We start from the raw sequence: 22,835 nt of genomic DNA on the forward strand, positions 1-22,835 counted from the left end.
TGGTGTAGTTTGTTGTGGAATACAAAGATGAAATATTTTAGTTATTTATTGGTCATGATCATGTTAGTTGGGCTGGGGTCGTTATTTATACTAAAAAAACCAGATGGCACACCGTGGTTAAGCTTTGGTAACGTGACTCAGCAAGTACAGCAAAAGGCTAATACTTTACTGAATGATGCAAAACGCAATTTAGATAGCGCTGTTCAAACGAGTACTGAAACAGATACACCCAGTGATGCGGACGCTATTTACAAGTGGCAAGATGCAAATGGTGATTGGGTTTATTCAGATAAGCCAAACTTGCAAAGAAATAGCCAGACGCACAAACTAGATCCGAGTAAAATTACTATTATGGCGGCGGAAGATACCTCTATTTTAAACGAGTTAGCGGCAAAAAAAGCACATATAAATAGTCAACTCAAGAACCCATCGGCACTGAATCCAACTGATGTAAAGCAGTTGATGATGGACGCCAAAAATATTCAAACATTAATGGATGAGCGTACTAAACGGTTAGACAAAGCGATTGAAGGAAATTAACTCTAAGGCCTCAGCTAGAGGCCTCGCTATTCTGAATGTTAGGTTAGTTATCAATTGAACTGTCGAATACATAAATCGATTGCTCATACTGAGTCGTAAATGCTCCCCCAATTGAATACAACTTACCATTACTATTTTCTAGTTTGAAATCACGTAAGTAATGAACAGTTTGACCTTGCTGTTGTTGCGCGTAAGGGTTGCCGCTATGAGATACCCATTGTTTAGTACTAATGTCAAAGGCATTTAGCTGTAAAGCACTGAGTACATATAGCGTGTGGTTAGATAGGGTTGAATCACTATAATTAGAAGCGATACTTTGCGGTATAAGTTCAGATGTTAAGGCAGTTTGTGTAGTGAGATCAAAAGTAATTAACTCTTTTTGCATTGCAGCTTCGTTTTCAACAACTAAATAAGCTTGCTCTCCCTCAATTGCACAGCTTGATACTTTATGCTTCAAATCAGTTAAAACCTTACTATGCCATGTATTTGTTTCAGCATCTAGAGTGTAAAGAGTATGGCTCTGCTCGTGCGCCACAAAAGCATAGATCATAGAGTTGGTGCTACAAGTTGCTGAGATGGCGTTATTAAATGGCGTAAATTCAGGGCTATCAAATGTCTGCCAGGATTTATCCTCAACATCATATACTTCCATTGTAGTGACGCCTTTAGAGTCACTAGGGCATGAATTTATGCCGCCAAAAACATAGATTTTTTTACCTATTGCTTGTGTATGGAAGTAAAAGCGTGATAACGCAGGGCTCTGTAGAGTAAGCCACTCATTTGAATCAATATTCCACTGAGATAGGTGTGGGGCTTGTGCTGGAGCACTTTGACAGAGCATTGCAGAAGACCACGCATAGTTATGAGTTAAGCTAAAGAGCGTTTGATTTATCATTGTGGTTGCTAAATGACTGCCTTGGGAGCCCGGTAATTGAGATGCTTCACTCCAAGCCTGACCTTTTACTTCAATATTAAATGGAGGCAACTTGACTTCATGGTCTGCATCAATAACTGTGATGATAATATCGGAAAATGTACCCACATGTTCGGTGAGGGTGGGTGTACCATGTAGCGTTCCGGTGGATTCATCAAATTGGGACCACAACGGTTTATTATCAATACTAAAACGGTGATTACTAGTATCTAGATCAACGTCAATAATCTGAGGTGTAAAAGAAAACTCATCGTTCAAGTCAATGTTGGACACAGGTTGCCCAGTAATAATGGGCTCATCATTGATGGCATGAATTGTGATATTTACCACTACAGCTTCACTGGTGATGTCCCCTTGCTTGAGTGTGTAGGTAAAATGGTCTTTACCAAACTTATTTTGATCTGGTGTATAAATAAGTTTGGGATAGTTGCCTGTGATTGTACCCAGTGTTGGAGCGCTAATTAGCTTGACGGTAATAGCCTCTGTTTGGTTAGGCGTCTGAGTTGCTGATATATCGATATTCCCGCTTGTGTCTTCATTAGTTTGACTATTGAGTTGTGCAATAACTGAAAATGCAGCTGGGTTGCTATTTGGCACAATGCTAGGTTCATCATTAGACGATCCACCACAAGCACTAAGTAGTAAAACGATAGGGAATAAAAAAGTAATAGTGTAGTTCATAGGGACGTATCCTTACATTATAATTTATTTTGGTACATGCTATTTTTTTTAATATTAATTTCAAATGAATTAAAGCCAAATATGTCTATCATTTTAATTTGAGCATGTTTGTAACAAGTTTGGCAATCGCTAAACTTGCTGTAAGGCCGGGCGACTCAATACCAAATAAATTTATGAGCCCTGCTACGCCGTGAGTGGTATGATCTTGAATTATAAAATCTTGATTGCCATGCTTTTGTAATTTAGGACGTATACCGCTGTAACTTACCTGCAAGCGCTTACTATCTAACTGCGGCCAATATTTTAGGATGGCGTTAACGAAACGTGCTTTAGCTTGTATATTTGGAGTGTAATCAAGGTGTTCAATAAACTCTGTATCCGGGCCAAACTTTAATTGCCCTGCTAAATCTAGCGTGGCATGAATACCTAAGCCATGTTGCTCAGGCATTGGGTAAATAAGGTTTTTAAAAGGGTGCCTGCCTTGATAGCTAAAATACTGTCCTTTACAGTAATGCAATGCGGGAATATATTCGTGGGCTAAGGCGTCTATTTTTTGCGCACATGCTTGCGCAAATAGTCCCGCTGCATTAATCAGTGTTTTACACTTGATATTGAATAACTCACCCTCACAGTTGAGCGTTACTACAAACTGCTGGCCATCAAATTTTGCACTGATGAATTGAGTGTTGCTAACATAGTGACCATTATGTTCAGAAAGTTTATTTAGATAAGATAGCATCAGCTGGTGACTATCAATAATGCCCGTAGAAGGAGACCATACTCCTGCAGCCGCTTTTGTTTGAGGTGCTCGGTTGGCAAGTTCTATAGGGCTCAAAAACTGTAAATCTGACACGCCATTGCTTTTAGCTTGTTTTACTAAGACATGCAGCTTTGTAGTTTCGTGTTCGTTACTTGAAATAATCACCTTACCAATTTTGTTTACGGGCACATGATAGCGCTGACAATGCCGATAAAGCAATGCTTTGCCCGTTACACATAAACGCGCTTTTAGGCTATTTGTGGGGTAATAAATTCCGGCATGGACTACTTCGCTATTACGACTACTAGTATGCTCACCAAAGTGACGGTTTTGCTCAATCACAATAACGTCATTATATTCACTTAGGGTGGCCGCAATCGCAAGGCCCACAGCGCCTGCACCAATCACCAGCGTTTCGATTTGTTCCATACTATTTAACTGCTAAAACTTTATATTTGCTACAGTAACAAAGCGTTGGATATAGCACTACATGCTTAGTGTTTTTTCTGTTTATCAGTAAAATGCTGAGGTACATTTCAATGAGTTATAACAATAGCCATTTGAATAAATGAGATAAAACTCAATCAAGATTGCGCTGTATCAAATAACAAAAGAGTTAAAAAGTGCCTCTAATAACAAGGTGTAAGCTACACTAATAAATATTACCAACATGACATAGTTGTATATGGTTAAGCTACTTAAAATAGCCTTTTGTGCTTTAATGATGATGACATCGGTAGCGTATGCTCAAGTGAGCACTGTAATCGGAGGGCATAACCCTTGGCCACCTTATATTGAGAGCAATGGTTCTGGGTTAGTGAACGATATCCTTTTTGCCGCATTTTCTTCCCAAGGTGTTGCGCTTGAGATACAAATAGCCCCATTTAGTCGCATGATGTTGTTACTTGAAAATCGCAAAGTTGATTTTGTGGCTGCACTTTGGTGGACCGAAGAACGTGAAAAAACTATTTTATTCAGCCAGCCTTACTTTCATAATGAATTGTTTGTTGTCAGCCGCCAAAATCAATTAGTGGACTTTCGTGGTACAAAAAGTTTGCGCTATAAAAGTGTTGCAACTATTAGGGGCTATGCATATCGTAATTTACTCGTTAATATTGAGCAGCTTAACGTGATAGATGTACTTAGTTTGCATGCCTGTTTAGAGTTGGTACACAAGGGGAGAGCTGATTTTGCGATTGCTGATATGTTAGCGTTTAAACATGAACTAAAACACGACTCAATGTTGCAAAACCTGATGACTCATTCTCCCGCATTATCAAGTTGGCCGTTGCATATAGGTGTGAGCCGTGAGCACCCTGACGCTGAAAAAATCATTCAGCTATTTAACGTGGGCTTGGCAACAATTAAAAAAAATGGCCGTTACCAACAAATCATAGCGCAATATTTGGACTAGCGCGGGCAACAATAGCGGCGGTCATACGCGACACACAGCATAGCTCACCTTTGGCATTGGTAATTTTTACTTCCCATACAGAAGTTCGTTTTCCTAAATGTAATGGTTTGGCGATGGCTGTTAACATACCATTGCGAGAAGCTTTCAAATGATTGGCGTTTATTTCTTGGCCAACACAGTAAAAGTGTTCAAAATCAACTACAAAATTTGCTGCATAGCTGGCGACAGTTTCAGCTAACGCGACATTTGCCCCGCCATGAACCATACCGATAGGGTTATGATGCGAGGGCATTGCTGGCATAGTGGCAACTAAGTAGTCATCACCAATTTCTGTAATTTCAATGCCCAACGTCTTCATTAATGAGCCTTTGCCGTACATACCCTCATCGAGTTTACGACAAAGCTCTAACGTTATTGGTTTGTACCAGATAGTCATAGTATTGAGCTGAATATTAAAAGTGATGCTAGTGTATGAAAAAGTCTGTTGTAAGTCACTGCCATATGGGAGCAGATTAATACCAGCTCCCATGTTACAGCGATATTATTTGTCCTTGAGCATGTTTCTTAGTACGTATTGCAAAATACCGCCATGGCGGTAATATTCCCACTCTTTGGGCGTATCTATACGTACATCTACAAGAAATTCTAGCGCATCGTTTTGACTATTGGTTGCGATGATTTTAACTTCGTCGCAATTGTCACATAAACCCACTACTTCAAAACGCTCTTCACCTGTAAGCTGCAAAGATTCATGGCTATCACCTGCTTTAAACTGTAAGGGTAAAACGCCCATGCCAATTAAGTTTGAGCGGTGAATACGTTCATAGCTTTGTGCTATGACTGCTTTGACGCCCAATAAAAGGGAGCCCTTTGCAGCCCAATCTCTCGATGACCCTGTGCCATATTCTTTACCTGCAAGAATAATCAATGGCGTATTGCGTTTTTGATACTCCATTGCTGCATCATAAATACTCATGATTTCATTGTCAGGTAACAAGCGCGTGATCCCTCCTTCAGTGCCCAGAGCCAGTTGGTTTCGCAAGCGAATGTTAGCAAAGGTGCCTCGCATCATCACTTCGTGATTACCTCGTCTTGAGCCATAAGAGTTAAAGTTGCTCTCTTTTATGTTTTGTTGCTCCAAATAAATGCCAGCAGGTGCGCTTTTTTTAATATTACCTGCTGGTGATATATGATCAGTTGTCACCGAGTCGGCCAGCTTTGCTAAACACTTTGCATCCGTTATATGTGGTAATTTGGGCACATCGGTGGTCATATCTTCAAAAAATGGGGCGTGACGAATGTAGGTTGAGTCTGTTTGCCAAGAATATAACTCACTGGCTTTGGTGTTGATGTTTTGCCAGTGGCTGTCACCTTGGTAAATATCGTGATAGTTAGACTCAAACATCGCTTGTGTGACGTTATCATTAACCAGCTGTTTCACTTCGCTCATACTAGGCCAAATATCTTTTAAGTAGATATCTTCACCATCTTCATTTTGGCATAGAGGCTCGTTATAAACATCAATATCTGTGCGCCCAGCTAAGGCATAAGCCACAACGAGTGGTGGAGAGGCTAAAAAGTTCATTTTTACATCTTGATGTATCCGTCCCTCGAAATTTCTATTACCAGATAATACCGAGCTTACTATAAGTTTGTGCTTATTAATGGCATCTGATATCTCCTCTGGCAGTGGCCCAGAATTACCAATGCAAGTTGTACACCCATAACCTACCAAATCAAACCCAAGCGCTTCTAATTCAGAGAGTAAGTTAGCTTGTTTAAGATAATCTGTTACTACTTTGGAACCCGGTGCCAGTGAGGTTTTTACCCATGGCTTTGGTTTTATACCCAGCTCATTGGCTTTTTTAGCAACTAATGCTGCGGCCAAGATAACATTTGGGTTAGAAGTATTCGTACAACTTGTAATGGCTGCAATTACACACGCACCATCTTTAAGGGTAAAGTTTTGCTCTTTATACTGGACTTTTGCAATGCCAAGTACTTCTGGTTCGGTTGGCGTATCTGTTGATGGACCGCCCTCATCAACAATTTGCGCTTCATCGCCAGAGGTATCGTCTTCACTGCGCTTGTCCTGCAAAGCTCTGAGCTGCTGATTTATCGTGTTACCAGCTTCATCTAAGTTTATCCGATCTTGAGGTCGGCTTGGTCCAGCAATACTTGGTACCACGGTATTTAAATCAAGGGTTAGGGTATCGCTATATTCAGGCTCATCATCATCATGACGCCACATACCTTGATGCTTAGCATATGCTTCTATCAAGGCAAGCTGCTTTTCATCACGATTTGTTAGACGTAGGTAGGAAATGGTTTCAGCATCAATAGGAAAAATACCACAAGTTGCACCGTATTCAGGTGCCATATTAGCAATGGTAGCCCTGTCAGCTAAGGGGAGTTGAGCAAGCCCATTTCCATAAAATTCAACAAACTTACCAACCACACCATGCTCGCGCAATATTTGTGTGATGGTGAGGACTAAATCTGTCGCGGTGGTGCCCTCTAATAATTCGCCTTCAAGCTTAAAACCTACCACTTGTGGTATCAGTAAACTGATAGGTTGGCCAAGCATTGCGGCTTCTGCTTCAATGCCACCTACACCCCAACCAAGTACACCTAGGCCATTGATCATGGTGGTATGTGAATCGGTACCAACCAAAGTATCTGGGTAAGCAAAAACCTCACCGTCGATTTCTTTTTGAAATACCACGCGCGCCAAATACTCTAGATTTACTTGATGTACTATGCCGGTGGCTGGTGGCACAACAGTTAGGTTATCAAATGCAGATTGACCCCACCGCAAAAACTCATAGCGTTCTTTATTACGTTGATATTCGAGTTTTGCATTCAAGTCAAATGCACCGGTGTGGCCAAATTCATCAACTTGCACTGAGTGATCAATCACTAACTCGGCAGGAGACAGTGGGTTTATTTTTTTAGGGTCACCACCTAATCTCGCCATTGCATCTCGCATGGCTGCCAAATCAACTATTGCAGGCACGCCAGTAAAGTCTTGCATGACGACACGTGCAGGAGTAAAAGCAATTTCTTTGCTGGGTATATCATTCGGTTGCCAGTTGAGTAGTTGGTCGATATCTTCTTTGGTGACGGCGCTGCCATCTTCATGACGCAGTAAATTTTCTAGCAGTATTTTCAGTGCAAAGGGTAAACGCTTTGCTTTGGCACCGAGCCTTTCGAGTGAATACAGGTGGATTTGTTGTTGATTGATGGTCAGTTGTGTCAGGGTATTGTAAGAATCTTGCATGCTACCTCCGCTAAATGCGTTGTGAAGCGATGATTGGCATATGCCGCATAACTTGCGGCATATTTTTTGGCCTATTCTTAACTTTATTGCGATCGAATACGAAAATTCAAGGTTTCAGGTTGCTTTTTATCCAAATGAAATGGGTTTGCGTCCTGTTGAGCTATCTTTTTTATCTTTACGGCTTCTATTGCGTTTTTTGCGTTGATTTGGTGCATCTTGCACTACCTTAGGCTCTTCGATTATCGCTGGGCGCTCTGCGGGCTCAACACCTTCAGCAAGCGTGAGTTGATAGATCTCACCATCAAACCCCAAAGTGTCACCTGCGTAAAGTTTTTTTCTCTTTACTGTACATAGTTCGTGGTTTACAGCCACATACCCTTCTCCGATAAGCACTTTTGCTTGCCCACCTGTTTCAGCTAAATCTAGCACTTTTAAAAGGTTGCAAAGCTCAATCGGCTCTTCTTCTAACTCTATTTCAATATATTCAGGGGGTTGTTCTAACATCATTCGCTCGCACTGTTGCCGTTTGCGTTAGTATACCTCTTTGATGCGATAGGTGATGAAACTTTTTCTAAGATTACAGTGTCTTTAATGCTATTAAAGTGATTGGCGTGTATCTTGCCGCCAAATTTGAATGGGTTGATTGTTGTAGTTTTTAAATAGGAACTAGCACTATGGGTATTCGTTCAGCATTGAAAAAAGGATTAATGAACTTAGATTCGCAAGGGTTGATGACCGCAGACGATGTTCGGCATTATTTGCAAATGCATTTAACACGGGTAAAAGACAAAAATATGCATTGTTTTAATTTAATAGCCCGTTTTAATACATACCATAATCAAGTGCAGTCAGGCTTATTGAGTCAGGAGATTGCGTTAACACATGAGCGGCATCGATTATTTAAAGAAGTGCTGTATCCTAAATCTGCTTTGCAAAAGTGGCTGGCTCAACAGTAACTTTTTAATCAATTCAGATCTTATGAACTTAGATTGAGCGTTTTGTTTCAGTTCTTTGTTACTTTAAGGTACCTTACCCATTATCTAAATTTCGTTTATTTATTTTTTTGTATTAAGCCCAAAGAGTGTGTACTTAATAAACAGGTAGGACATTTAATTATACAAGGCACGCTGCTGTCAGAGCAGTTTTGCCAAAATGCACAATTGTCGTGCGATATTGTGGCAAACGATATTTCAGCATTTTCGGCGCTGCAAAAAAGCTTTGCCCCCACATTGATTGCTAATGATCGATTTGTGGTAGGTACTATATGCGCATCTGGTATAAAGGAAATTTATGCTAGACCTTTAACGAAAGAACTTAAAGCCTATCATTATGTGCACAAAAAGCATGCTGATTTGGTTCCTCAATTGACCCAATCAATTAAAAAGTTAATGGATAAGAACTTATTACAAAATAGCTTTCAAAGCTTAACTGACGCTGCCAAAGGCTGTGCATTAAAAGTCACAATGTTGGGGGAGTAAAGGCATTACGTTCATAAATTTTTGATGTATGCCTACTTTAAAGATCACCCCTCTAAAGCTTGGTTAGTAAGTGTAATAACTTTTATATTACAATGTTTTGCCGCATCTGAGAGGCTTCTAAATGTTCCTGGTAGTACTTTGCTTTCAATTAGATAATCGATCGACTGTGTCAGTTTGGGGATCAATTCAGCATGCTTTTTATTCACATAGTGATATATAGAATAAATCTGTGTTAAAGGTTTGGTGTATATTTGGCTTAAACCAGATTTGCACAAAGTGCCCAAGGCAAATCTATCATTGGTGATAAGTGCTGGCGCATGACCTTTTTGTAGCGCTTTAAATGCAGAAACGTCGTTCATAACACGATTGCAGTTTAAGTTTAGCTTATCACATAGCCTTGCAGCCATTATACCACCTTGAATAACCAAGATCCCTGCCTGTGAATTAGTCTTGCAATCTTGCTTATTTAAGCAATAAATAGACAAGCGCATTTTAGTAATGGGAGTGGGTATTTTTAGCAAGTTATCGTACTGAGTCACAGCCTTATCCACTCGGCCTGCTTCGGCGTCCAGTATCCCTTCATTCACTTGCTTTAACCCTCTTTTGGTTGGTAAAAAAACTAGCTGTGGTGTAATAGACACCGGTGCATAAATAGCTTTCATGGCATAAATAACTTTCTCTTTTCCTAACTGATAGGATAGTGCCTCACTGGCATTAATAGTATATGTTTGGGCATTTACTGACGTGCATAAAAATATCACAAGAGCCAAGGGTAAGTGTTGAAACATACTGTTAAAATTCCGATGAAGTACCTTATATCAGCTTAGCAAAGAACCACGTTATTGCCTTCGCAGGTCATGTGTTTTTCTATTAACTATAGGTATACTAAAAAGCACTAAATTGTGTTTACTAAAGGAAAGAAAATGACAAAACATATACTTGTTACAGGTGCAAATAGAGGGATAGGGTTGGAGTTCTGTAAACAATATAGTGAGCAAGGGTATAGGGTTACGGCTGCAGTGCGTAAGGCAACAGCAGAGCTTGAAGCGCTTAATATCGATGTTATTTCTGGTGTTGATGTCAGTAACGCTCAACAGGTAGCCGAATTGGCCAGACAATTATCAGGACAACCAATAGACATTTTAATCAATAATGCAGGTGTATTTCATAACGAAACACTTACAGATATGGACTTTGAGGCGATTGAACAGCAAATGCAAATTAATGCCATTGCGCCCCTTCGTGTGGTTCATGCACTACTATCTTCACTTCACTCAAGCAGTAAGGTTGCAATGATCACCAGCCGTATGGGCTCCATTGCAGACAACGGTTCAGGCGGCTACTTAGGTTATCGTATGTCAAAAGCGGCTTTAAATGCGGCGAGTGTGAGTTTAGCGCATGAATTAAAAGGTAGGGGAGTGTCTGTGGGTCTCTTTCATCCTGGCTTTGTACAAACTCAAATGGTTAACTTTGCAGGCGATATATCTCCTAAAGAGGCCGCTGAGCGTTTATGCCAACGCATCGAGGCGCTTAATTTAGATAACACTGGTGGGTTTTGGCACTCAAATGGTGAGGTATTACCTTGGTAAGGTGTATTTTATTGTGTGATAGCTGGCTTACCTTTTATAAGGTAAGCCAGTAGTCAATTAAGGTTAAGCATAACTTATGCTAGTATGTGAACATCTAGGTATTAGCAATATGACTGACCAATATGGAACTTTCTGAAAACACACCACTTAATCTGCCACTTTTTTTACTCAATGACCAAATTGAGCAAAGAGACATTAAAAGTCCAGATCTCACTCTGGAAGTGATATTGGATGAAACACTGCTGGCGCATTTGTGTCAAAACCCCAGCGCAGATGAGAATATCAGCATTAACTTACAGAGCTATCAACTCAAAGCTGAGCAAGTTGTTTATGACAATATTCCCGGTGGTGAACATCAGGCGCAGTTACTACTTAATCATGGTCCTATACTCAGTGCGGTAGTCAGTGCTGACGATGAACACGTTTTTATTTCTCCACCGATAGAGATGATGCCTACTTTTGATTTAGGTGAAGAAGAGGATAGCTAATGAACGTTCGTACAGGGTGGATGCTAGCGATAGTTTTATTACTTTGTGGCTGTGTGACATTGGGTATGAGTCACTATGACGATATTTATGGCGAAGCCAGCGTAAAAGTACGAAATGTTGAATACAATCAGGGTGGTGGGGCGGAATATTTGCAGCTGGTTAAGCCTGTTTTGGATCAGCGCTGCGTGGTTTGTCATGGCTGTTATGATGCACCGTGCCAATTAAAGCTATCTTCACCAGAGGGTATAGACAGAGGTCTTAATAAAGAACGTGTCTATAACGGTACAAGGTTACTGGCTCAAGCGCCATCAAGATTGCTTTTTGATGCAGATAATACCAAACAATGGCGTGAAAAAGGGTTTACGTCAGTACTCAATGAACGAGCGCAAAACACACAAGCCAACTTGGCTGGCAGTGTGCTGTATAACAGCTTGTTGTTGAAAATGAGTAAACCATTTCCACAACAAGGGCTGCTTGGTGACGAATTTGACTTCTCTTTAGATAGGACACAAAGCTGTCCAAGTATGGATGAATTTGACAGCTTAGCCAAAAGCCAACCTCATGCGGGTATGCCATATGGCTTACCCGCTATTTCTGGATTCGAATTCAAACAATTAGAGAGCTGGCTTAAAGATGGCGCAAAAATGGCGCAAATAGCACCTCCGTTAAATGCAGAATTGCAACAAGTCAGTCGTTGGGAACAGTTTTTAAATCAATCGGGGCTAAAATATCAACTGGCTGCGCGGTATATTTATGAGCATTGGTATTTAGCCAATATTTATTTTCCTGAACATAACCACAGTACAACCCCCAATTTTTTTAAATTGGTACGCTCAACTACCCCACCGGGTGAGCCAATTGATTTGATAGCAACCAGACGACCTTATGATGACCCTCAGGTGAGTCGCGTATATTATCGGCTGATGCATGAGCGCAGCAGTATTTTAGCGAAAACCCATATACCATTGGCTTTATCCGATAAAAAAATGACGCGATTGCATGCGCAGTTTATTGCTGCGGATTACCATGTGCAGCAGTTACCGAGCTATGAACCAAAAGTAGCTTCTAATCCATTTAAAGCGTTCGCGGCTATCCCAGTAAAGTCAAAGTATCAGTTTATGCTTGATGAAGCAGAGCTTATTATCAAAGGGTATATTAAAGGTCCTGTCTGTCGTGGTCAGGTTGCACTTAATGTTATTAATGATCAATTCTGGGTTGCCTTTGTTGACCCACAAAAGAATAGTTCGCCACAAGTAAGTGAGTTACTGCTGCGCCATGATGATGATTTAGCATTGCCTGCTCAAGAACAAAGTAATGTGTTACCTATATCGAGTTGGGTTAAATATGCCAATCGTCAGCATGAATACCTGAGCGCTAAAACAAAACTCGCGAATGAGCTATTAAAAGATGGCAAGTCATTAACCACGGATCTTATTTGGCAAGGGGATGGTCATAACGATAATGCCGGGCTGACGGTTTTTCGTCACTTTGATAGTGCGACAGTAGTAAAAGGGTTTGTTGGCCAAACACCAAAAACCATGTGGCTATTAGACTATGCATTGTTTGAACGTATTCATTACTTGTTAGTGGCTGGGTTTGATATATATGGCAACATAGGGCATCAATTGCATACGCGCTTATATATGGATTTTTTGCGTCTTGAAGGTGAGCAAAACTTTATTAATTTATTACCTCAAAACGTTCGCAAAGAGGTAAAAAACCACTGGTATCGTCAATCACATGTAAGTTTAAGTGAATTTATTAATCGCAAAAGCTTATTAGCTGCACCTACGGGTATGTCTTATACCAGCGGTAAGCCAAAATTAGAACTTCACGAGAAAATAACAACGGCCCTTGAAAGTGTTCTAAGCCAACGCTATGACTATAAATCTGTAAGTGGGCCTTTGGCTAAATTAAATAGTCTGCCACATAAAGCGGTGAATTTATTGCCACAAGTCTCTTTTATATTGCAGCGGCAAAATAATGGTGAGCATAAAGCATTTACACTGATCCACCATAATGCGCATTATAATATTTCGAGTTTACTTAATGAAGATGCACAGCGAGCGTATGAGGAAGATACCGCGACGCTTGTGCCTGGGTTTATTGGCGATTACCCCGAAGCTATTTGGTATTTAGCCGATGAAGCAAATACCGCTGCATTTGTGGCTCAGCTGAAAACGATTAATAGCGAGCAACAATACAGTGAACTGGCTCAAGCATTTGCGATTCGTCGCACTCATCCACAATTTTGGCAATATAGTGATTTATTGCATGAAGTTGCTAAACAGTATCGAGGTATTGAGCATGGCTTATTTGATTATAATCGATTAGAAAATCGTTAATCTAAGGATTAGAAAAGTTAGCCTTCAGGCTGTGCAGAGTGCATCTTACTGCGGTATGATAACAGCCTTTTTATAGTACAAAGAGAGAGCGCAATGTCAGCCAATATCACTAAGCTAGTTGTGATGTTAGAAATGCAAAATGCCATGAATACAAAAGTTCATGCGCAATGGTTTAACCAAGGGTTTGAATGGTACCGTGCCATTTGGGTTGAGTGTGCCGAAATGCTTGACCATTATGGTTGGAAGTGGTGGAAGAAACAAACACCTGATACTGAGCAAGTAATTTTAGAGCTGGTGGATATTTTCCATTTTGGTCTTTCTTTGCGTATTGATGGCGAGACGGCTTATCAAACATTGGCTGAGCAACTTGAGCAAGAGTTAGCGCAGCCTAAAGCTGCAGTAGACTTTAAACAAACACTTGAAGTGCTAGCAGCCAGCGCGGTTGCTGATAAGCAATTTAACGCGCAAGCTTTTGCCGGTTGTATGCAACAAATCGGTATGGATATTGATGATTTATATCGTGGTTATGTTGGAAAAAACACTTTAAACTTCTTTCGCCAAGATAATGGCTATAAAGAGGGAAGCTATATTAAGGTATGGCAGGGTCAAGAAGATAATGAGCACTTGGTTGAGGTAGTAAAAAGTCTAGATACCGAGCACCCAGACTTTGCCAAAAATGTATATGCCGGTCTACAGGCTCGCTATCCAAGCTAGTGCTTTAGGTTATGGGCAGTAATGTTCGATAGTCGGTGATAGATAAATAGTCAGTGATCTCATTTACTGGCTGTTTACTATCTGGGTTAGCCACCGCTAATAAATGCCCAATTCCAAACTCTTTGGCGGCTTTAAGTACGCTTAAGCTGTCATCTACAAACAGAGTTCGCTGCTTATCAAAACCTAAATCTGCATGCACTTGCTGCCATAATGATTGACTCTCTTTACTCACACCATATTGATGAGTTGAAATTAACACATCTAAATAATGCGCGAAATCTACAAGTTCTACTTTTAAACTGAGGCTGTCAGGATGAGCATTAGTTAATAAGATCAGCTTTTTGCCTGACTTTTTGAGTGCAGTTAAAAACTCAGGTACGTCCTCTCGTATTGAGATTAAATGTTGGATTTCTTTTTTGAGCGCCATAATAGGTAAACCAAGCTGCTGCTGCCAGTAATCTAAGCAGTACCATTGAATTTGCCCATGAACGGCTTCATAGCGCTTTAAAATATCTATTTTAGCAGCTTCAAAACTGATGTTTTGCTTTTTTGCATGTTCGGTAGGAACAACGTGTAACCAAAAATAACTATCAAAATGTAAATCGAGTAACGTGCCATCCATATCTAGTAGTACAGTATCAATTTGTGACCAATTTAGCATAGGCATTTATCGTCAAAGGCTTTATGATTAAGTGTATGTCATCATAACAAATAAAAACCTATGTCACAGAAAAAGCATCCAAACCCACCAGAGATATTGCATTGTGAAGTGACTGCAAAAAGTCGCTTGTTCACGGTTGAGTCACTAAAATTACTATTTTCAAATGGTGAACAGCGTCAGTATGAGCGTATTAAAGGGGGAGGCAGGGGTGCTGTGATGATCGTGCCAATAACAGCTGATAATGAGCTACTATTAGTAAGAGAGTACTGTGCTGGTACTAATAATTATCAATTGGGCTTCCCGAAGGGGTTAATTGACCCGGGAGAAACACCAATTGAAGCCGGTAACCGGGAGCTAAAAGAAGAAGTAGGTTTTGGCGCGGAACAATTTTGTGATTTAAAAACGTTATCTTTAGCACCGAGTTATTTTAATGCCAGAATGCATATTCTTGTCGCAAAAGGGCTTTATCCTGAGCAGCTGGAAGGTGATGAACCTGAACCGTTGGTGACCGTTAAATGGCCGTTAGCACAGTGGGAGCTGTTGCTGACACAAAGTGATTTTACGGAGGCTCGAAGTGTTGCGGCGTTGTTATTGCTTCAACAATATTTAACGCAGGAGGTTTAATATGCAAAAATTGCTGGAACCCTGTATCTCTCTTGCCATCAAGGCGGGGGAGGCGATTATGGCTATTTATCAAAATGAAGATATTGGGGCACGCGAAAAGTCGGACCACACACCGGTAACTGCAGCAGACTTGGCTGCCAACGAAGTACTAACGGCCGGTTTAAAGGCGCTTGCGCCAGATATTCCTATTATGTCGGAAGAAACACCGATACCAGAGTTATCTTTGCGTGAAAACTGGCAACGCTACTGGCTGTTAGATCCAATGGACGGTACGGGTGAATTCATACTGCAAAGTGGTGATTTTGCGGTAAATATAGCACTGATAGAAAATAATCAGCCGGTGTTAGGTGTGATTTATTGGCCCTCTAAACAAACTACGTATTATGCAACGAAAGGGCAGGGGGCATTTAAGCGCTCCAATGAGACACAGCAACAGATTTCTGTCGCCTCACCAGATAATTTAACCTTAGCCGTTAGTCGCCGCCAAAAGTTAGAGGCTGTGAGTCAGTACCTTAATAGCCAATTTGATACCGTTGCGCTTGGGTCATGTTCTTTAAAGGCATGCATGATTGCTGAAGGTAAAGCGGATTGTTTCTTACGTGTGGGGCCAACCGGAGAGTGGGATACGGGGGCTTCGCAAGTTATTGTTGAAGAAGCGGGTGGTTGTATCACCGATGCTGAATTTAATCCATTGACCTACAATCAACGAGAGCATACTGAAAACCCCGATTTTATCGTTATGGGCCACCCAGATTGGCAATGGCAAAAGCTGATAACACCACATCACCGTAGCTAATTATTGTGTTTTGTTTGATATTTGTTCGCTTGAATTGTTTTGTGTAGTTAAAGCTTGCATTTAAAATTCAATCCTATATTATAGCGACCTCTTCGATAGACAGGCCTTAAAATCTTGTTTTTTGGGGAATAAAGTTTAAGAGTTTTTCTTAAACTACAGGCGCGGGATGGAGCAGCCTGGTAGCTCGTCGGGCTCATAACCCGAAGGTCGTCGGTTCAAATCCGGCTCCCGCAACCACTATTTTTACTTAGTTGGTGCTGTATTAACCTGAAGGTTTTACCCGAAGGTCGTCGGTTCGCTCTTTGCAACTCAAGAGCTCCCGCAACCACTTTTTATTCAGGTGGTTACTGTAAGACTTCTTTGTTAAATCAGAAGTAAAAAAGCATTTAACATACAGGCGCGGGATGGAGCAGCCTGGTAGCTCGTCGGGCTCATAACCCGAAGGTCGTCGGTTCAAATCCGGCTCCCGCAACCACTTTTTAGTGGCACTGTATTCTCCGTATTAAAATCTAATTAAAGTCATCGGTTCGCTCTTCATAATACAAAGCTCCAGCAATCACTTTTTAGTGGCACTGTATTCTCCGTATTAAAATCTAATGAAAGTTGATATGGTTACTAAACTTTTAGACAGAGTTGTTCAGCTCATAGCAAAATTTTTCAAACGATATACTGAAACTCTTGCTTAGTAACTAAGCTATTTACCTATCGCAATATCTGATTATTTATTTAATGTAATTGGTATGAGCCGTCTAATATTCATACAATCAAAGGAAAGTGTTGTTTGAGGTGGGGAAGAGCAAAGCGAACTTTGCTCTTTATTAGGTTTAAAATTGAGTCGCGTACTCTTCCGCTTGACGCCAAACTCTCAGTGTATTGCCGCTGAGGATTTTTTTGATTTGCCCTTCGCTATACCCGCGGTCTAACAAACCTTGTACTAGGTTTGGATAGCTAGATACATCTTTAAGGCCAACAGGAAGCGAGTCGCCCACTCCATCATAATCAGAGCCTATGCCAACATGGTCAATACCAATGAGTTTTACGACATGGTCAATGTGATCTAATACTTGCTCTAACGTTGCATATGGAAAAGGGTTTTCTTTAATGTACGTTTCGCGTTCATCGGCCTTGTTACGTTTATCATACCAATTGCGTGCATTGGATGTGACAAAGCTAGAGCCAAAGTTTATTTGGATCACGCCACCATTTTTCTTTAGTGCTTTTAACATGTCATCGTCCATATTTCGCTCAAAACCTGGCGTGTATTTACGCAGCGATGAGTGAGATGCAATAACGGGAACTTTTGACAGCGCCATGGTTTGGTAAAAAGCAGCATCTGAGATATGTGAAACATCAATCAACATACCTATTTTATTCATTTCCACGACTAATTCTTTACCAAATGGGCTCAAACCTTGCCATTTACGGCGGATATCATAAGACGAGTCAGAAATATGGTTACTCTGTGAGTGGGCGAGGGTGATATAGCGTACACCTCGGTCAAAGAAATGTTTAAGATTTTTTAAATCCCCCTCAATTGGCGAGCCGTTTTCCATCCCCATAGCAATTGATATTTTCCCTTGTTTAAAGTGGGTGTAAATATCCTTGCTAGAAGTGGCGACAGCAAATTTTTCAGGCGCTCTAAATGCTAATGCTTCCATACCATCAATTAATTGGTTGGCGAGCTGATAGCTTTTACCCTTACCTTCAAATTCAAGGTTGGCAGGAATATAAATCGACATAAAGGGAGCATTCAGGCCTCCTTTAACGGCTCGTGGGTAATCAAAATCACCGTCTTCAGTAGCTTTGGTCACATCAGCCCATTTATCTTTGATACGATAGGGTACATCAATATGGGTATCGATAAGAATGTTCTTTTGAGCGATTCGTTGAGCACGTTCAGAAACTTGATAATCTTGTGCCTGGGCGGACAAAACCGACAATGCTAGGGCACAAAGCGTAAAACGTAATGTCATTAGCCTTCCTTTGATTATTATAAGTATAACTGAAACTATAACCGAAAAAGCAGGCTGGCTAAACGATCTGCGACCAGTTATTCAAATTCGTTATAGTCTTCACTTTGCATGGTTTGAAATTGCACTTTAGAAACGATATTTACGGATTCATGTAGCTCAGAGAAGACAATCAATGCATCGCCATTTTTTAATTGGGATTTGACGTGTTCAATTTTAGCCTCAGTAGAAAACTCTTGCTCGCCATAGTCGGTGCCTTCACGTAATACATAGTGCTCAATCAGGTTTTCTAAGGTGGCTTGATTTAGTTGTTGATATGGAATGATCATTTTAATCTCTGTTGCAGCGAGTGGAAGTAGTGAGGTACTGCTTGTTCTAACCAAAATTCAGGCTTAAGTGGATTTTTACCGCCAATAAAGCCTACATGCCCTCCTGTCTCTGATACAGCAAGTGTTACGTTGCCACTAACTTGAGACGCGCTCGGCACTGCCCGAGATGACAGCATTGGGTCATCTTTGGCGTGAATAAGTAAAGTGGGTGTCTTAATATCATTTAGGTAACTTTGCGCACTGGCTTTTGTATAATAGTCTTCAGCTCCTTCAAAACCATGCAGTGGAGCTGTGATCAAATTGTCAAACTGCCATAGGTCATCAATTGCGTGTAGCTTTTTCTCGTCGATGGTGAGTACATCAGCAATGGTGTCGAGTTTGCGCGAAAATGAACGCTTCATTCTATCGAGTAAGTACTTTTGATATAAACCAAAACAGCTTTTTCGGATCACTTGGCACGATGAAGATAAATGGTGAGGAGCCGATATCACAGCAGCGCCTTGCAAACCACTTTGCTGCTGTTGTTCACCCAAATACTTAGCTAATACATTACCACCTAATGAAAATCCTACGGCATAAAGTGGTCTATCAGTAAAACGTTGTTTGAGCGTGTTTATTAAGAATTCAAGATCGGATGTTTCGCCACTATGATAGGCGCGTGGCAAGCGATTGGCCGCTCGTGAACAGTTACGAAAGTGCATTAATACGGCATCAAAGCCTTTTTGCGTTAATGCTTTGAGCATGCCTTTGGCATAAAAGCTATTAATATTGCCCTCAAGGCCATGTAATACGATTGCTAAAGGCGCATTGGGGCGTTGTTCCTTTGCCCATGCTAACTCTAAAAAGTCTCCATCAGGCGTAGTGAGCTCTTCAAAATTAACAGGTACTTTTTGTAATGGGCGAAAAAAGCGCGGCAGTATTGTTTGAGCATGTCGATTGCGCATCCACCATGCGCTGTTAAATGAATAGTCCATAAAGCGTTTTTCAATTTAAGGTGGGAGCAGTGTAACAAAGAACATCAAGACTGTTGAGCGTAAAATAAAAAGCACCTTACTAACAAGGTTAGTAGGGTGCTTTGTGCGTCGTGCTTAATTTGTTTACTTTTGGGGGAGCGGATTGTCAAAGCACCCTTAATATTAATTTAGCGCACCAGCAGCGCCACGATCAACATGAACTTTAACTAACTGGGTACTTCAGCTTCTTGTATTTTTTTCACAAAGTAATAAACGTAGAAGATACACAGCGCAATCACGGTGCCTAAGATCCCAAAAGAGAGAAACAATACTGGGTCACTGAAAAAATCTCTAAAGAATACGTTCATGGCTGATGCCTCCTAACTTGTCGATGGAGTAATCTTAGTCTAGGGGCTAAGGAGTTGATATGATCTCGATCAAGTTTCAACGTGGGTGTTATATGATGCTACTCAGAGCTTGATCTCGATCATGATTTTTTGTCTGCTAGGCTTGTCTTTAGCTGTTTAATTTGTATATCGCTAAGGTAAAACAACAGGTTATTGCTTGGTTTTTTACTTGATAGTGTAAATTTGTTAACTAGCTGAACTAGCTCAGATTGCTGTAATTTCTCTAGTTGTAGTTCACTATTTAATAATTGCTGACGTGACTCGCTATAGCGTGGGTGCTTGATAAATTGTAGTTTGAGTTGTTGCCTGATATTTCTATGAGGAGTGAGCAGTTGCTCATCCATATCATGACACTTTGCTGCCAGTTGCGTAACTTCATATTCAGTAAGTTGCAGGCTTAAGTGTTCAAGGTAAAACAGCAACAAGCATAGATTAATATTTTTCTTCTGTTCATTTTGTAAATTCAGCAAGGTGTGTTGGGCACAACCTTGCTGGTATAGATCACATGAAAACGTCCAAAATACTTGTTCGTTAAGCTGAACATTCATATGCAAATACTTTGCCCAAACTCAGCTTGCTTTTCCTCAAGCTCTTCTAATGCAAATAGCAAAGACTCTTCTACTTCATTGAGTAATGGTGTAATTGTGGCTTGCTTTGCGAGTAATTCAGTGAGTTTGTCTTTGTTTTCCTCTTGGTATAAATCGTTATCAGCAAGTTGTAGCTCAATATTGGTCAGTTGCTCAGTGTATTTATCTAATGACTTTTCAAGTTTTTCAATATTTTTCTTTAGCGGTTGTACTGATTTTCTAAACTCAGCTTCAAGGCGCTTTTGCTCTTTGCGATTGTTACTTGAATGTGCTTTATCTTCGGTATCAGGTTTTTTAGTAGCTTCTTTGTTGGCATTGAGCAACCACTGATAATATTCGTCTAAGTCATAACCAAATTGGGTAACTTCACCGTTATCGACTAGGTAATATTCATCAGCGGTATTTTTTAGCATATGACGGTCGTGCGATACGGTGACCATCGCGCCTTCAAAGCCTTGCAAAGCCATAACCAGTGCATGGCGCATTTCTAAATCTAAATGGTTAGTAGGCTCATCTAATAATAATAAATTTGGCTTTTGGTATACTAGCATAGCAAGCACCAAGCGCGCTTTTTCACCTCCTGAAAATGGTGCAACAGGCTCTAACGCTTTATCGCCGTTAAAGGCGAAGCCCCCTAAAAAATCACGCAAAGATTGCTCACTTGCTTTTGGGTCTAAGCGTTGAAGATGGGTAATTGCGCTGGCACTTAAATCAAGTGACTCAAGTTGGTGTTGAGCAAAGTAACCAACCTGCAAACCTTGATGCATGAACACTTCACCAGCTTGTGGCAGGAGTTCACCTGAGAGCAATTTGATCAATGTTGATTTACCCGCACCGTTACGACCTAACAATGCAATTCGGCTACCAGGTACTAAGTTAAGCTTTATTTTATGTAATATGGTTATCTCGCCATAGCCTGCTTGCGCACCATCTAGAGTCATTAATGGGTTTGGTAAGGTACTTGGCTGTGCAAACTCAAAGTCAAAAGGTGAGTCAGCATGCGCTGGCGCAAGTTTTTCCATGCGCTCTAGTGCTTTTACGCGGCTTTGTGCTTGTTTGGCCTTACTTGCTTTGGCCTTAAAGCGCGTAATAAATTTTTCTAAATGTTCTATTTGTTCTTGCTGTTTTTCAAACAAGGCTTGATGCTGTGCCATGCGCTCCGCTTTTTGGCGTTCAAACTGTGAGTAGTGGCCTTTGTAGACATTGATTTTCTGTTGATCAATATGCCAGATTTGGTCGACTACGGCATCTAAAAACTCTCTATCGTGAGAGATTAGAACAAGTGTACCAGTATAAGCACGTAAAAAACGCTCCAACCAGTAAACTGCGTCTAAATCTAAGTGGTTGGTGGGCTCATCGAGTAATAGTAAGTCTGCATCACGAATAAGCGCTTGAGCTAAGTTTAAACGCATGCGCCAACCACCGGAAAAGGCACTTACTGAATGAGATATCTGTTCGTTACTAAAGCCTAAACCGTGTAGAAGTTCACCCGCTTTTGCTTCAATACTGTAGCCTTTCATTAGCTCAAGTTGTTGATGTACAATTGCTTGTTTGGCTCCATCTTCAGCCAACTCAGCTTCTTTAAGTGCCACGCGGCATAGGTAATACTCAGGGTGGCCCTGCAACACATAGTCTAAAGCGCTGATATCTAGTGCCGGTGTTTCTTGTTTTACTGATGCAATTGACCAATCTTTTGGGATGGATAACTCACCAGCATCCAGTGTTAGCTCACCTTTTAACAACGCGAAAAGGGAAGATTTGCCACAGCCATTGGCACCAACCAAGCCTACTTTATGTTCAGGAAATAAAGTGGCGCTGGCATTTTTTAATAAACTTTTAGTACCACGCAGTAATTCAATATTAGTCAGCTGGATCATAGTGTTTTGTTGTTAAATCCGAATAATATACATTGTAACATGAACGATTGTATTTAAGTCAGCACCTATGTACTGATTATCCGTGTATATATTGTGCCATCGTATCTTAGCGCGCAGCTTTAAGGTAAAATTGTAGCTATTGATGTTTGGCTGATAGTTGTAGGGGCGCATAGCCATGAGACAAAAGAAGCGTTTTATTGCAGGGGCATCTTGTCCAAAGTGTAAAGAACTCGACGTGATGATGTTGTTTAAAGAGCATGATGTAGAGAAGGTAGAGTGTGTAAAGTGCGGCTATGTCATGACACAACCTGAAGAGGCAGTGCAAGCTTCAACACGTCAGTTTGAGCAAGTAATTGGTGTATTTAAACCAGAGTAAAACTTTGGTTTAAATGCTAGGGGCTGTTGAAC

At 40.8% G+C, this 22,835-nt stretch carries 24 protein-coding genes and 2 tRNA genes; 13 read left to right on the forward strand and 13 right to left on the reverse strand.

Features of this window, described 5'->3' with window-relative positions; translation table 11 throughout:
- Positions 1-27 precede the first annotated feature (27 nt).
- The gene (locus SANK73390_RS00095) at positions 28-540 is read left to right on the forward strand and encodes a DUF4124 domain-containing protein (protein WP_462762095.1); all 513 of its coding nucleotides are present in this window, start codon (positions 28-30) and stop codon (positions 538-540) included.
- 43 nt (positions 541-583) lie between these two features.
- Here the strand turns inward: SANK73390_RS00095 and SANK73390_RS00100 are convergent, their stop codons facing one another.
- Together SANK73390_RS00100 and SANK73390_RS00105 are read right to left on the reverse strand one after the other, a co-directional pair.
- Positions 584-2,155 carry an Ig-like domain-containing protein gene (locus tag SANK73390_RS00100; protein ID WP_462762097.1) on the reverse strand — a complete coding sequence of 524 codons (1,572 nt, stop codon included), beginning with the start codon at positions 2,153-2,155 and terminating at the stop codon, positions 584-586.
- An 88-nt stretch (positions 2,156-2,243) separates the two neighbouring features.
- Positions 2,244-3,344, reverse strand: a complete 1,101-nt coding sequence (locus tag SANK73390_RS00105) for an NAD(P)/FAD-dependent oxidoreductase (protein WP_462762099.1) — start codon at positions 3,342-3,344, stop codon at positions 2,244-2,246.
- Positions 3,345-3,636: 292 nt separating this feature from the next.
- Here SANK73390_RS00105 and SANK73390_RS00110 point away from each other — a divergent pair, with 292 nt between their 5' ends.
- Entirely contained in the window at positions 3,637-4,329 is a 693-nt protein-coding gene (locus SANK73390_RS00110) for a substrate-binding periplasmic protein (RefSeq protein WP_462762101.1), read from the forward strand.
- Here the strand turns inward: SANK73390_RS00110 and SANK73390_RS00115 are convergent.
- From SANK73390_RS00115 to SANK73390_RS00125, 3 genes are all read right to left on the reverse strand, one after another.
- Positions 4,307-4,765 (reverse strand): PaaI family thioesterase, encoded by a 459-nt coding sequence (locus SANK73390_RS00115; protein ID WP_261594704.1) that lies wholly within the window; start codon positions 4,763-4,765, stop codon positions 4,307-4,309. The genes SANK73390_RS00110 and SANK73390_RS00115 overlap by 23 nt on opposite strands.
- Before the next feature lie 105 nt (positions 4,766-4,870).
- A complete protein-coding gene (gene acnA / locus SANK73390_RS00120; RefSeq protein WP_462762104.1) occupies positions 4,871-7,609 on the reverse strand; it encodes an aconitate hydratase AcnA in 2,739 nt (912 codons plus the stop codon).
- Positions 7,610-7,735: 126 nt separating this feature from the next.
- Positions 7,736-8,113, reverse strand: a complete 378-nt coding sequence (locus tag SANK73390_RS00125) for an RNA-binding S4 domain-containing protein (RefSeq protein ID WP_462762128.1) — start codon at positions 8,111-8,113, stop codon at positions 7,736-7,738.
- Between the two features lie 170 nt (positions 8,114-8,283).
- On the opposite strand from SANK73390_RS00125, the gene SANK73390_RS00130 reads away from it, so the two are divergent.
- Both SANK73390_RS00130 and SANK73390_RS00135 read left to right on the forward strand, forming a co-directional pair.
- Positions 8,284-8,565 carry a hypothetical protein gene (locus tag SANK73390_RS00130; protein WP_462762106.1) on the forward strand — a complete coding sequence of 94 codons (282 nt, stop codon included), beginning with the start codon at positions 8,284-8,286 and terminating at the stop codon, positions 8,563-8,565.
- A gap of 33 nt (positions 8,566-8,598) precedes the next feature.
- Entirely contained in the window at positions 8,599-9,087 is a 489-nt protein-coding gene (locus tag SANK73390_RS00135) for a hypothetical protein (protein ID WP_462762108.1), read from the forward strand.
- A 44-nt stretch (positions 9,088-9,131) separates the two neighbouring features.
- On the opposite strand, the gene SANK73390_RS00140 is transcribed toward SANK73390_RS00135, so the two are convergent.
- Positions 9,132-9,875 (reverse strand): hypothetical protein, encoded by a 744-nt coding sequence (locus SANK73390_RS00140; protein WP_462762110.1) that lies wholly within the window; start codon positions 9,873-9,875, stop codon positions 9,132-9,134.
- 135 nt (positions 9,876-10,010) lie between these two features.
- Between SANK73390_RS00140 and SANK73390_RS00145 the strand changes: the two genes are divergently transcribed.
- The 4 genes from SANK73390_RS00145 to SANK73390_RS00160 all read left to right on the forward strand — a co-directional run bounded on the left by SANK73390_RS00145 (position 10,011) and on the right by SANK73390_RS00160 (position 14,223).
- On the forward strand, positions 10,011-10,676 hold the full coding sequence (locus tag SANK73390_RS00145) for an SDR family oxidoreductase (protein ID WP_261594674.1): 666 nt from the start codon (positions 10,011-10,013) through the stop codon (positions 10,674-10,676).
- A 122-nt stretch (positions 10,677-10,798) separates the two neighbouring features.
- Positions 10,799-11,164 (forward strand): hypothetical protein, encoded by a 366-nt coding sequence (locus SANK73390_RS00150; protein ID WP_462762112.1) that lies wholly within the window; start codon positions 10,799-10,801, stop codon positions 11,162-11,164.
- Entirely contained in the window at positions 11,164-13,509 is a 2,346-nt protein-coding gene (locus SANK73390_RS00155) for a fatty acid cis/trans isomerase (RefSeq protein ID WP_462762113.1), read from the forward strand. Before SANK73390_RS00150 ends, SANK73390_RS00155 begins: the two co-directional genes overlap by 1 nt.
- Before the next feature lie 93 nt (positions 13,510-13,602).
- Positions 13,603-14,223, forward strand: a complete 621-nt coding sequence (locus tag SANK73390_RS00160) for a dUTP diphosphatase (RefSeq protein WP_462762114.1) — start codon at positions 13,603-13,605, stop codon at positions 14,221-14,223.
- Positions 14,224-14,227: 4 nt separating this feature from the next.
- Here SANK73390_RS00160 and yrfG read toward each other — a convergent pair whose 3' ends face one another.
- Complete coding sequence (gene yrfG, locus SANK73390_RS00165; protein WP_462762115.1) at positions 14,228-14,884, reverse strand: GMP/IMP nucleotidase; 657 nt, start codon at positions 14,882-14,884, stop codon at positions 14,228-14,230.
- Positions 14,885-14,944: 60 nt separating this feature from the next.
- Here yrfG and nudE point away from each other — a divergent pair, with 60 nt between their 5' ends.
- The 4 genes from nudE to SANK73390_RS00185 all read left to right on the forward strand — a co-directional run bounded on the left by nudE (position 14,945) and on the right by SANK73390_RS00185 (position 16,779).
- Positions 14,945-15,508: an ADP compounds hydrolase NudE gene (nudE, locus tag SANK73390_RS00170; protein WP_462762117.1), complete on the forward strand. Its 564-nt coding sequence runs from the start codon at positions 14,945-14,947 to the stop codon at positions 15,506-15,508.
- Between the two features lies 1 nt (position 15,509).
- Positions 15,510-16,304, forward strand: coding sequence for a 3'(2'),5'-bisphosphate nucleotidase CysQ (gene cysQ / locus SANK73390_RS00175; RefSeq protein ID WP_462762119.1), 795 nt, complete (start codon positions 15,510-15,512; stop codon positions 16,302-16,304).
- Between the two features lie 160 nt (positions 16,305-16,464).
- Positions 16,465-16,541 (forward strand) — tRNA-Met (locus tag SANK73390_RS00180).
- A gap of 161 nt (positions 16,542-16,702) precedes the next feature.
- Positions 16,703-16,779: transfer RNA gene (locus tag SANK73390_RS00185), tRNA-Met, on the forward strand.
- A 349-nt stretch (positions 16,780-17,128) separates the two neighbouring features.
- On the opposite strand, the gene SANK73390_RS00190 is transcribed toward SANK73390_RS00185, so the two are convergent.
- The 6 genes from SANK73390_RS00190 to SANK73390_RS00215 all read right to left on the reverse strand — a co-directional run bounded on the left by SANK73390_RS00190 (position 17,129) and on the right by SANK73390_RS00215 (position 22,427).
- Positions 17,129-18,277 (reverse strand): dipeptidase, encoded by a 1,149-nt coding sequence (locus SANK73390_RS00190; protein WP_462762120.1) that lies wholly within the window; start codon positions 18,275-18,277, stop codon positions 17,129-17,131.
- Between the two features lie 77 nt (positions 18,278-18,354).
- Positions 18,355-18,603 carry a YheU family protein gene (locus tag SANK73390_RS00195; protein ID WP_261594666.1) on the reverse strand — a complete coding sequence of 83 codons (249 nt, stop codon included), beginning with the start codon at positions 18,601-18,603 and terminating at the stop codon, positions 18,355-18,357.
- On the reverse strand, positions 18,600-19,577 hold the full coding sequence (locus tag SANK73390_RS00200; RefSeq protein ID WP_462762122.1) for a hydrolase: 978 nt from the start codon (positions 19,575-19,577) through the stop codon (positions 18,600-18,602). Before SANK73390_RS00200 ends, SANK73390_RS00195 begins: the two co-directional genes overlap by 4 nt.
- A 206-nt stretch (positions 19,578-19,783) precedes the next feature.
- Positions 19,784-19,924, reverse strand: a complete 141-nt coding sequence (locus tag SANK73390_RS00205; protein ID WP_261594663.1) for a hypothetical protein — start codon at positions 19,922-19,924, stop codon at positions 19,784-19,786.
- 119 nt (positions 19,925-20,043) lie between these two features.
- Positions 20,044-20,511, reverse strand: coding sequence for a TIGR02444 family protein (locus SANK73390_RS00210; protein ID WP_462762124.1), 468 nt, complete (start codon positions 20,509-20,511; stop codon positions 20,044-20,046).
- Positions 20,508-22,427, reverse strand: a complete 1,920-nt coding sequence (locus SANK73390_RS00215; RefSeq protein ID WP_462762125.1) for an ATP-binding cassette domain-containing protein — start codon at positions 22,425-22,427, stop codon at positions 20,508-20,510. The genes SANK73390_RS00210 and SANK73390_RS00215 overlap by 4 nt, the downstream gene beginning before the upstream one ends.
- A gap of 175 nt (positions 22,428-22,602) precedes the next feature.
- Here SANK73390_RS00215 and SANK73390_RS00220 point away from each other — a divergent pair, with 175 nt between their 5' ends.
- Positions 22,603-22,803: a YheV family putative zinc ribbon protein gene (locus SANK73390_RS00220; protein WP_261626910.1), complete on the forward strand. Its 201-nt coding sequence runs from the start codon at positions 22,603-22,605 to the stop codon at positions 22,801-22,803.
- Positions 22,804-22,835: the final 32 nt, after the last annotated feature.

This window comes from Pseudoalteromonas sp. SANK 73390, from assembly GCF_054966645.1.

What these genes read in the sequence shown, in the direction of transcription:
- SANK73390_RS00190 (WP_462762120.1), bottom strand. Translation starts at nt 18,277, where the DNA reads ATGACATTACGTTTTACGCTTTGTGCCCTAGCATTGTCGGTTTTGTCC.
- SANK73390_RS00210 (WP_462762124.1), bottom strand. Translation starts at nt 20,511, where the DNA reads ATGAATGTTCAGCTTAACGAACAAGTATTTTGGACGTTTTCATGTGAT.
- SANK73390_RS00150 (WP_462762112.1), top strand. Translation starts at nt 10,799, where the DNA reads ATGGAACTTTCTGAAAACACACCACTTAATCTGCCACTTTTTTTACTC.
- SANK73390_RS00125 (WP_462762128.1), bottom strand. Translation starts at nt 8,113, where the DNA reads ATGTTAGAACAACCCCCTGAATATATTGAAATAGAGTTAGAAGAAGAG.
- acnA (WP_462762104.1), bottom strand. Translation starts at nt 7,609, where the DNA reads ATGCAAGATTCTTACAATACCCTGACACAACTGACCATCAATCAACAA.
- SANK73390_RS00100 (WP_462762097.1), bottom strand. Translation starts at nt 2,155, where the DNA reads ATGAACTACACTATTACTTTTTTATTCCCTATCGTTTTACTACTTAGT.
- yrfG (WP_462762115.1), bottom strand. Translation starts at nt 14,884, where the DNA reads ATGCTAAATTGGTCACAAATTGATACTGTACTACTAGATATGGATGGC.
- SANK73390_RS00105 (WP_462762099.1), bottom strand. Translation starts at nt 3,344, where the DNA reads ATGGAACAAATCGAAACGCTGGTGATTGGTGCAGGCGCTGTGGGCCTT.
- SANK73390_RS00095 (WP_462762095.1), top strand. Translation starts at nt 28, where the DNA reads ATGAAATATTTTAGTTATTTATTGGTCATGATCATGTTAGTTGGGCTG.
- SANK73390_RS00215 (WP_462762125.1), bottom strand. Translation starts at nt 22,427, where the DNA reads ATGATCCAGCTGACTAATATTGAATTACTGCGTGGTACTAAAAGTTTA.
- SANK73390_RS00145 (WP_261594674.1), top strand. Translation starts at nt 10,011, where the DNA reads ATGACAAAACATATACTTGTTACAGGTGCAAATAGAGGGATAGGGTTG.
- cysQ (WP_462762119.1), top strand. Translation starts at nt 15,510, where the DNA reads ATGCAAAAATTGCTGGAACCCTGTATCTCTCTTGCCATCAAGGCGGGG.
- SANK73390_RS00160 (WP_462762114.1), top strand. Translation starts at nt 13,603, where the DNA reads ATGTCAGCCAATATCACTAAGCTAGTTGTGATGTTAGAAATGCAAAAT.
- nudE (WP_462762117.1), top strand. Translation starts at nt 14,945, where the DNA reads ATGTCACAGAAAAAGCATCCAAACCCACCAGAGATATTGCATTGTGAA.
- SANK73390_RS00155 (WP_462762113.1), top strand. Translation starts at nt 11,164, where the DNA reads ATGAACGTTCGTACAGGGTGGATGCTAGCGATAGTTTTATTACTTTGT.
- SANK73390_RS00195 (WP_261594666.1), bottom strand. Translation starts at nt 18,603, where the DNA reads ATGATCATTCCATATCAACAACTAAATCAAGCCACCTTAGAAAACCTG.
- SANK73390_RS00140 (WP_462762110.1), bottom strand. Translation starts at nt 9,875, where the DNA reads ATGTTTCAACACTTACCCTTGGCTCTTGTGATATTTTTATGCACGTCA.
- SANK73390_RS00205 (WP_261594663.1), bottom strand. Translation starts at nt 19,924, where the DNA reads ATGAACGTATTCTTTAGAGATTTTTTCAGTGACCCAGTATTGTTTCTC.
- SANK73390_RS00220 (WP_261626910.1), top strand. Translation starts at nt 22,603, where the DNA reads ATGAGACAAAAGAAGCGTTTTATTGCAGGGGCATCTTGTCCAAAGTGT.
- SANK73390_RS00115 (WP_261594704.1), bottom strand. Translation starts at nt 4,765, where the DNA reads ATGACTATCTGGTACAAACCAATAACGTTAGAGCTTTGTCGTAAACTC.
- SANK73390_RS00110 (WP_462762101.1), top strand. Translation starts at nt 3,637, where the DNA reads ATGATGATGACATCGGTAGCGTATGCTCAAGTGAGCACTGTAATCGGA.
- SANK73390_RS00200 (WP_462762122.1), bottom strand. Translation starts at nt 19,577, where the DNA reads ATGGACTATTCATTTAACAGCGCATGGTGGATGCGCAATCGACATGCT.
- SANK73390_RS00130 (WP_462762106.1), top strand. Translation starts at nt 8,284, where the DNA reads ATGGGTATTCGTTCAGCATTGAAAAAAGGATTAATGAACTTAGATTCG.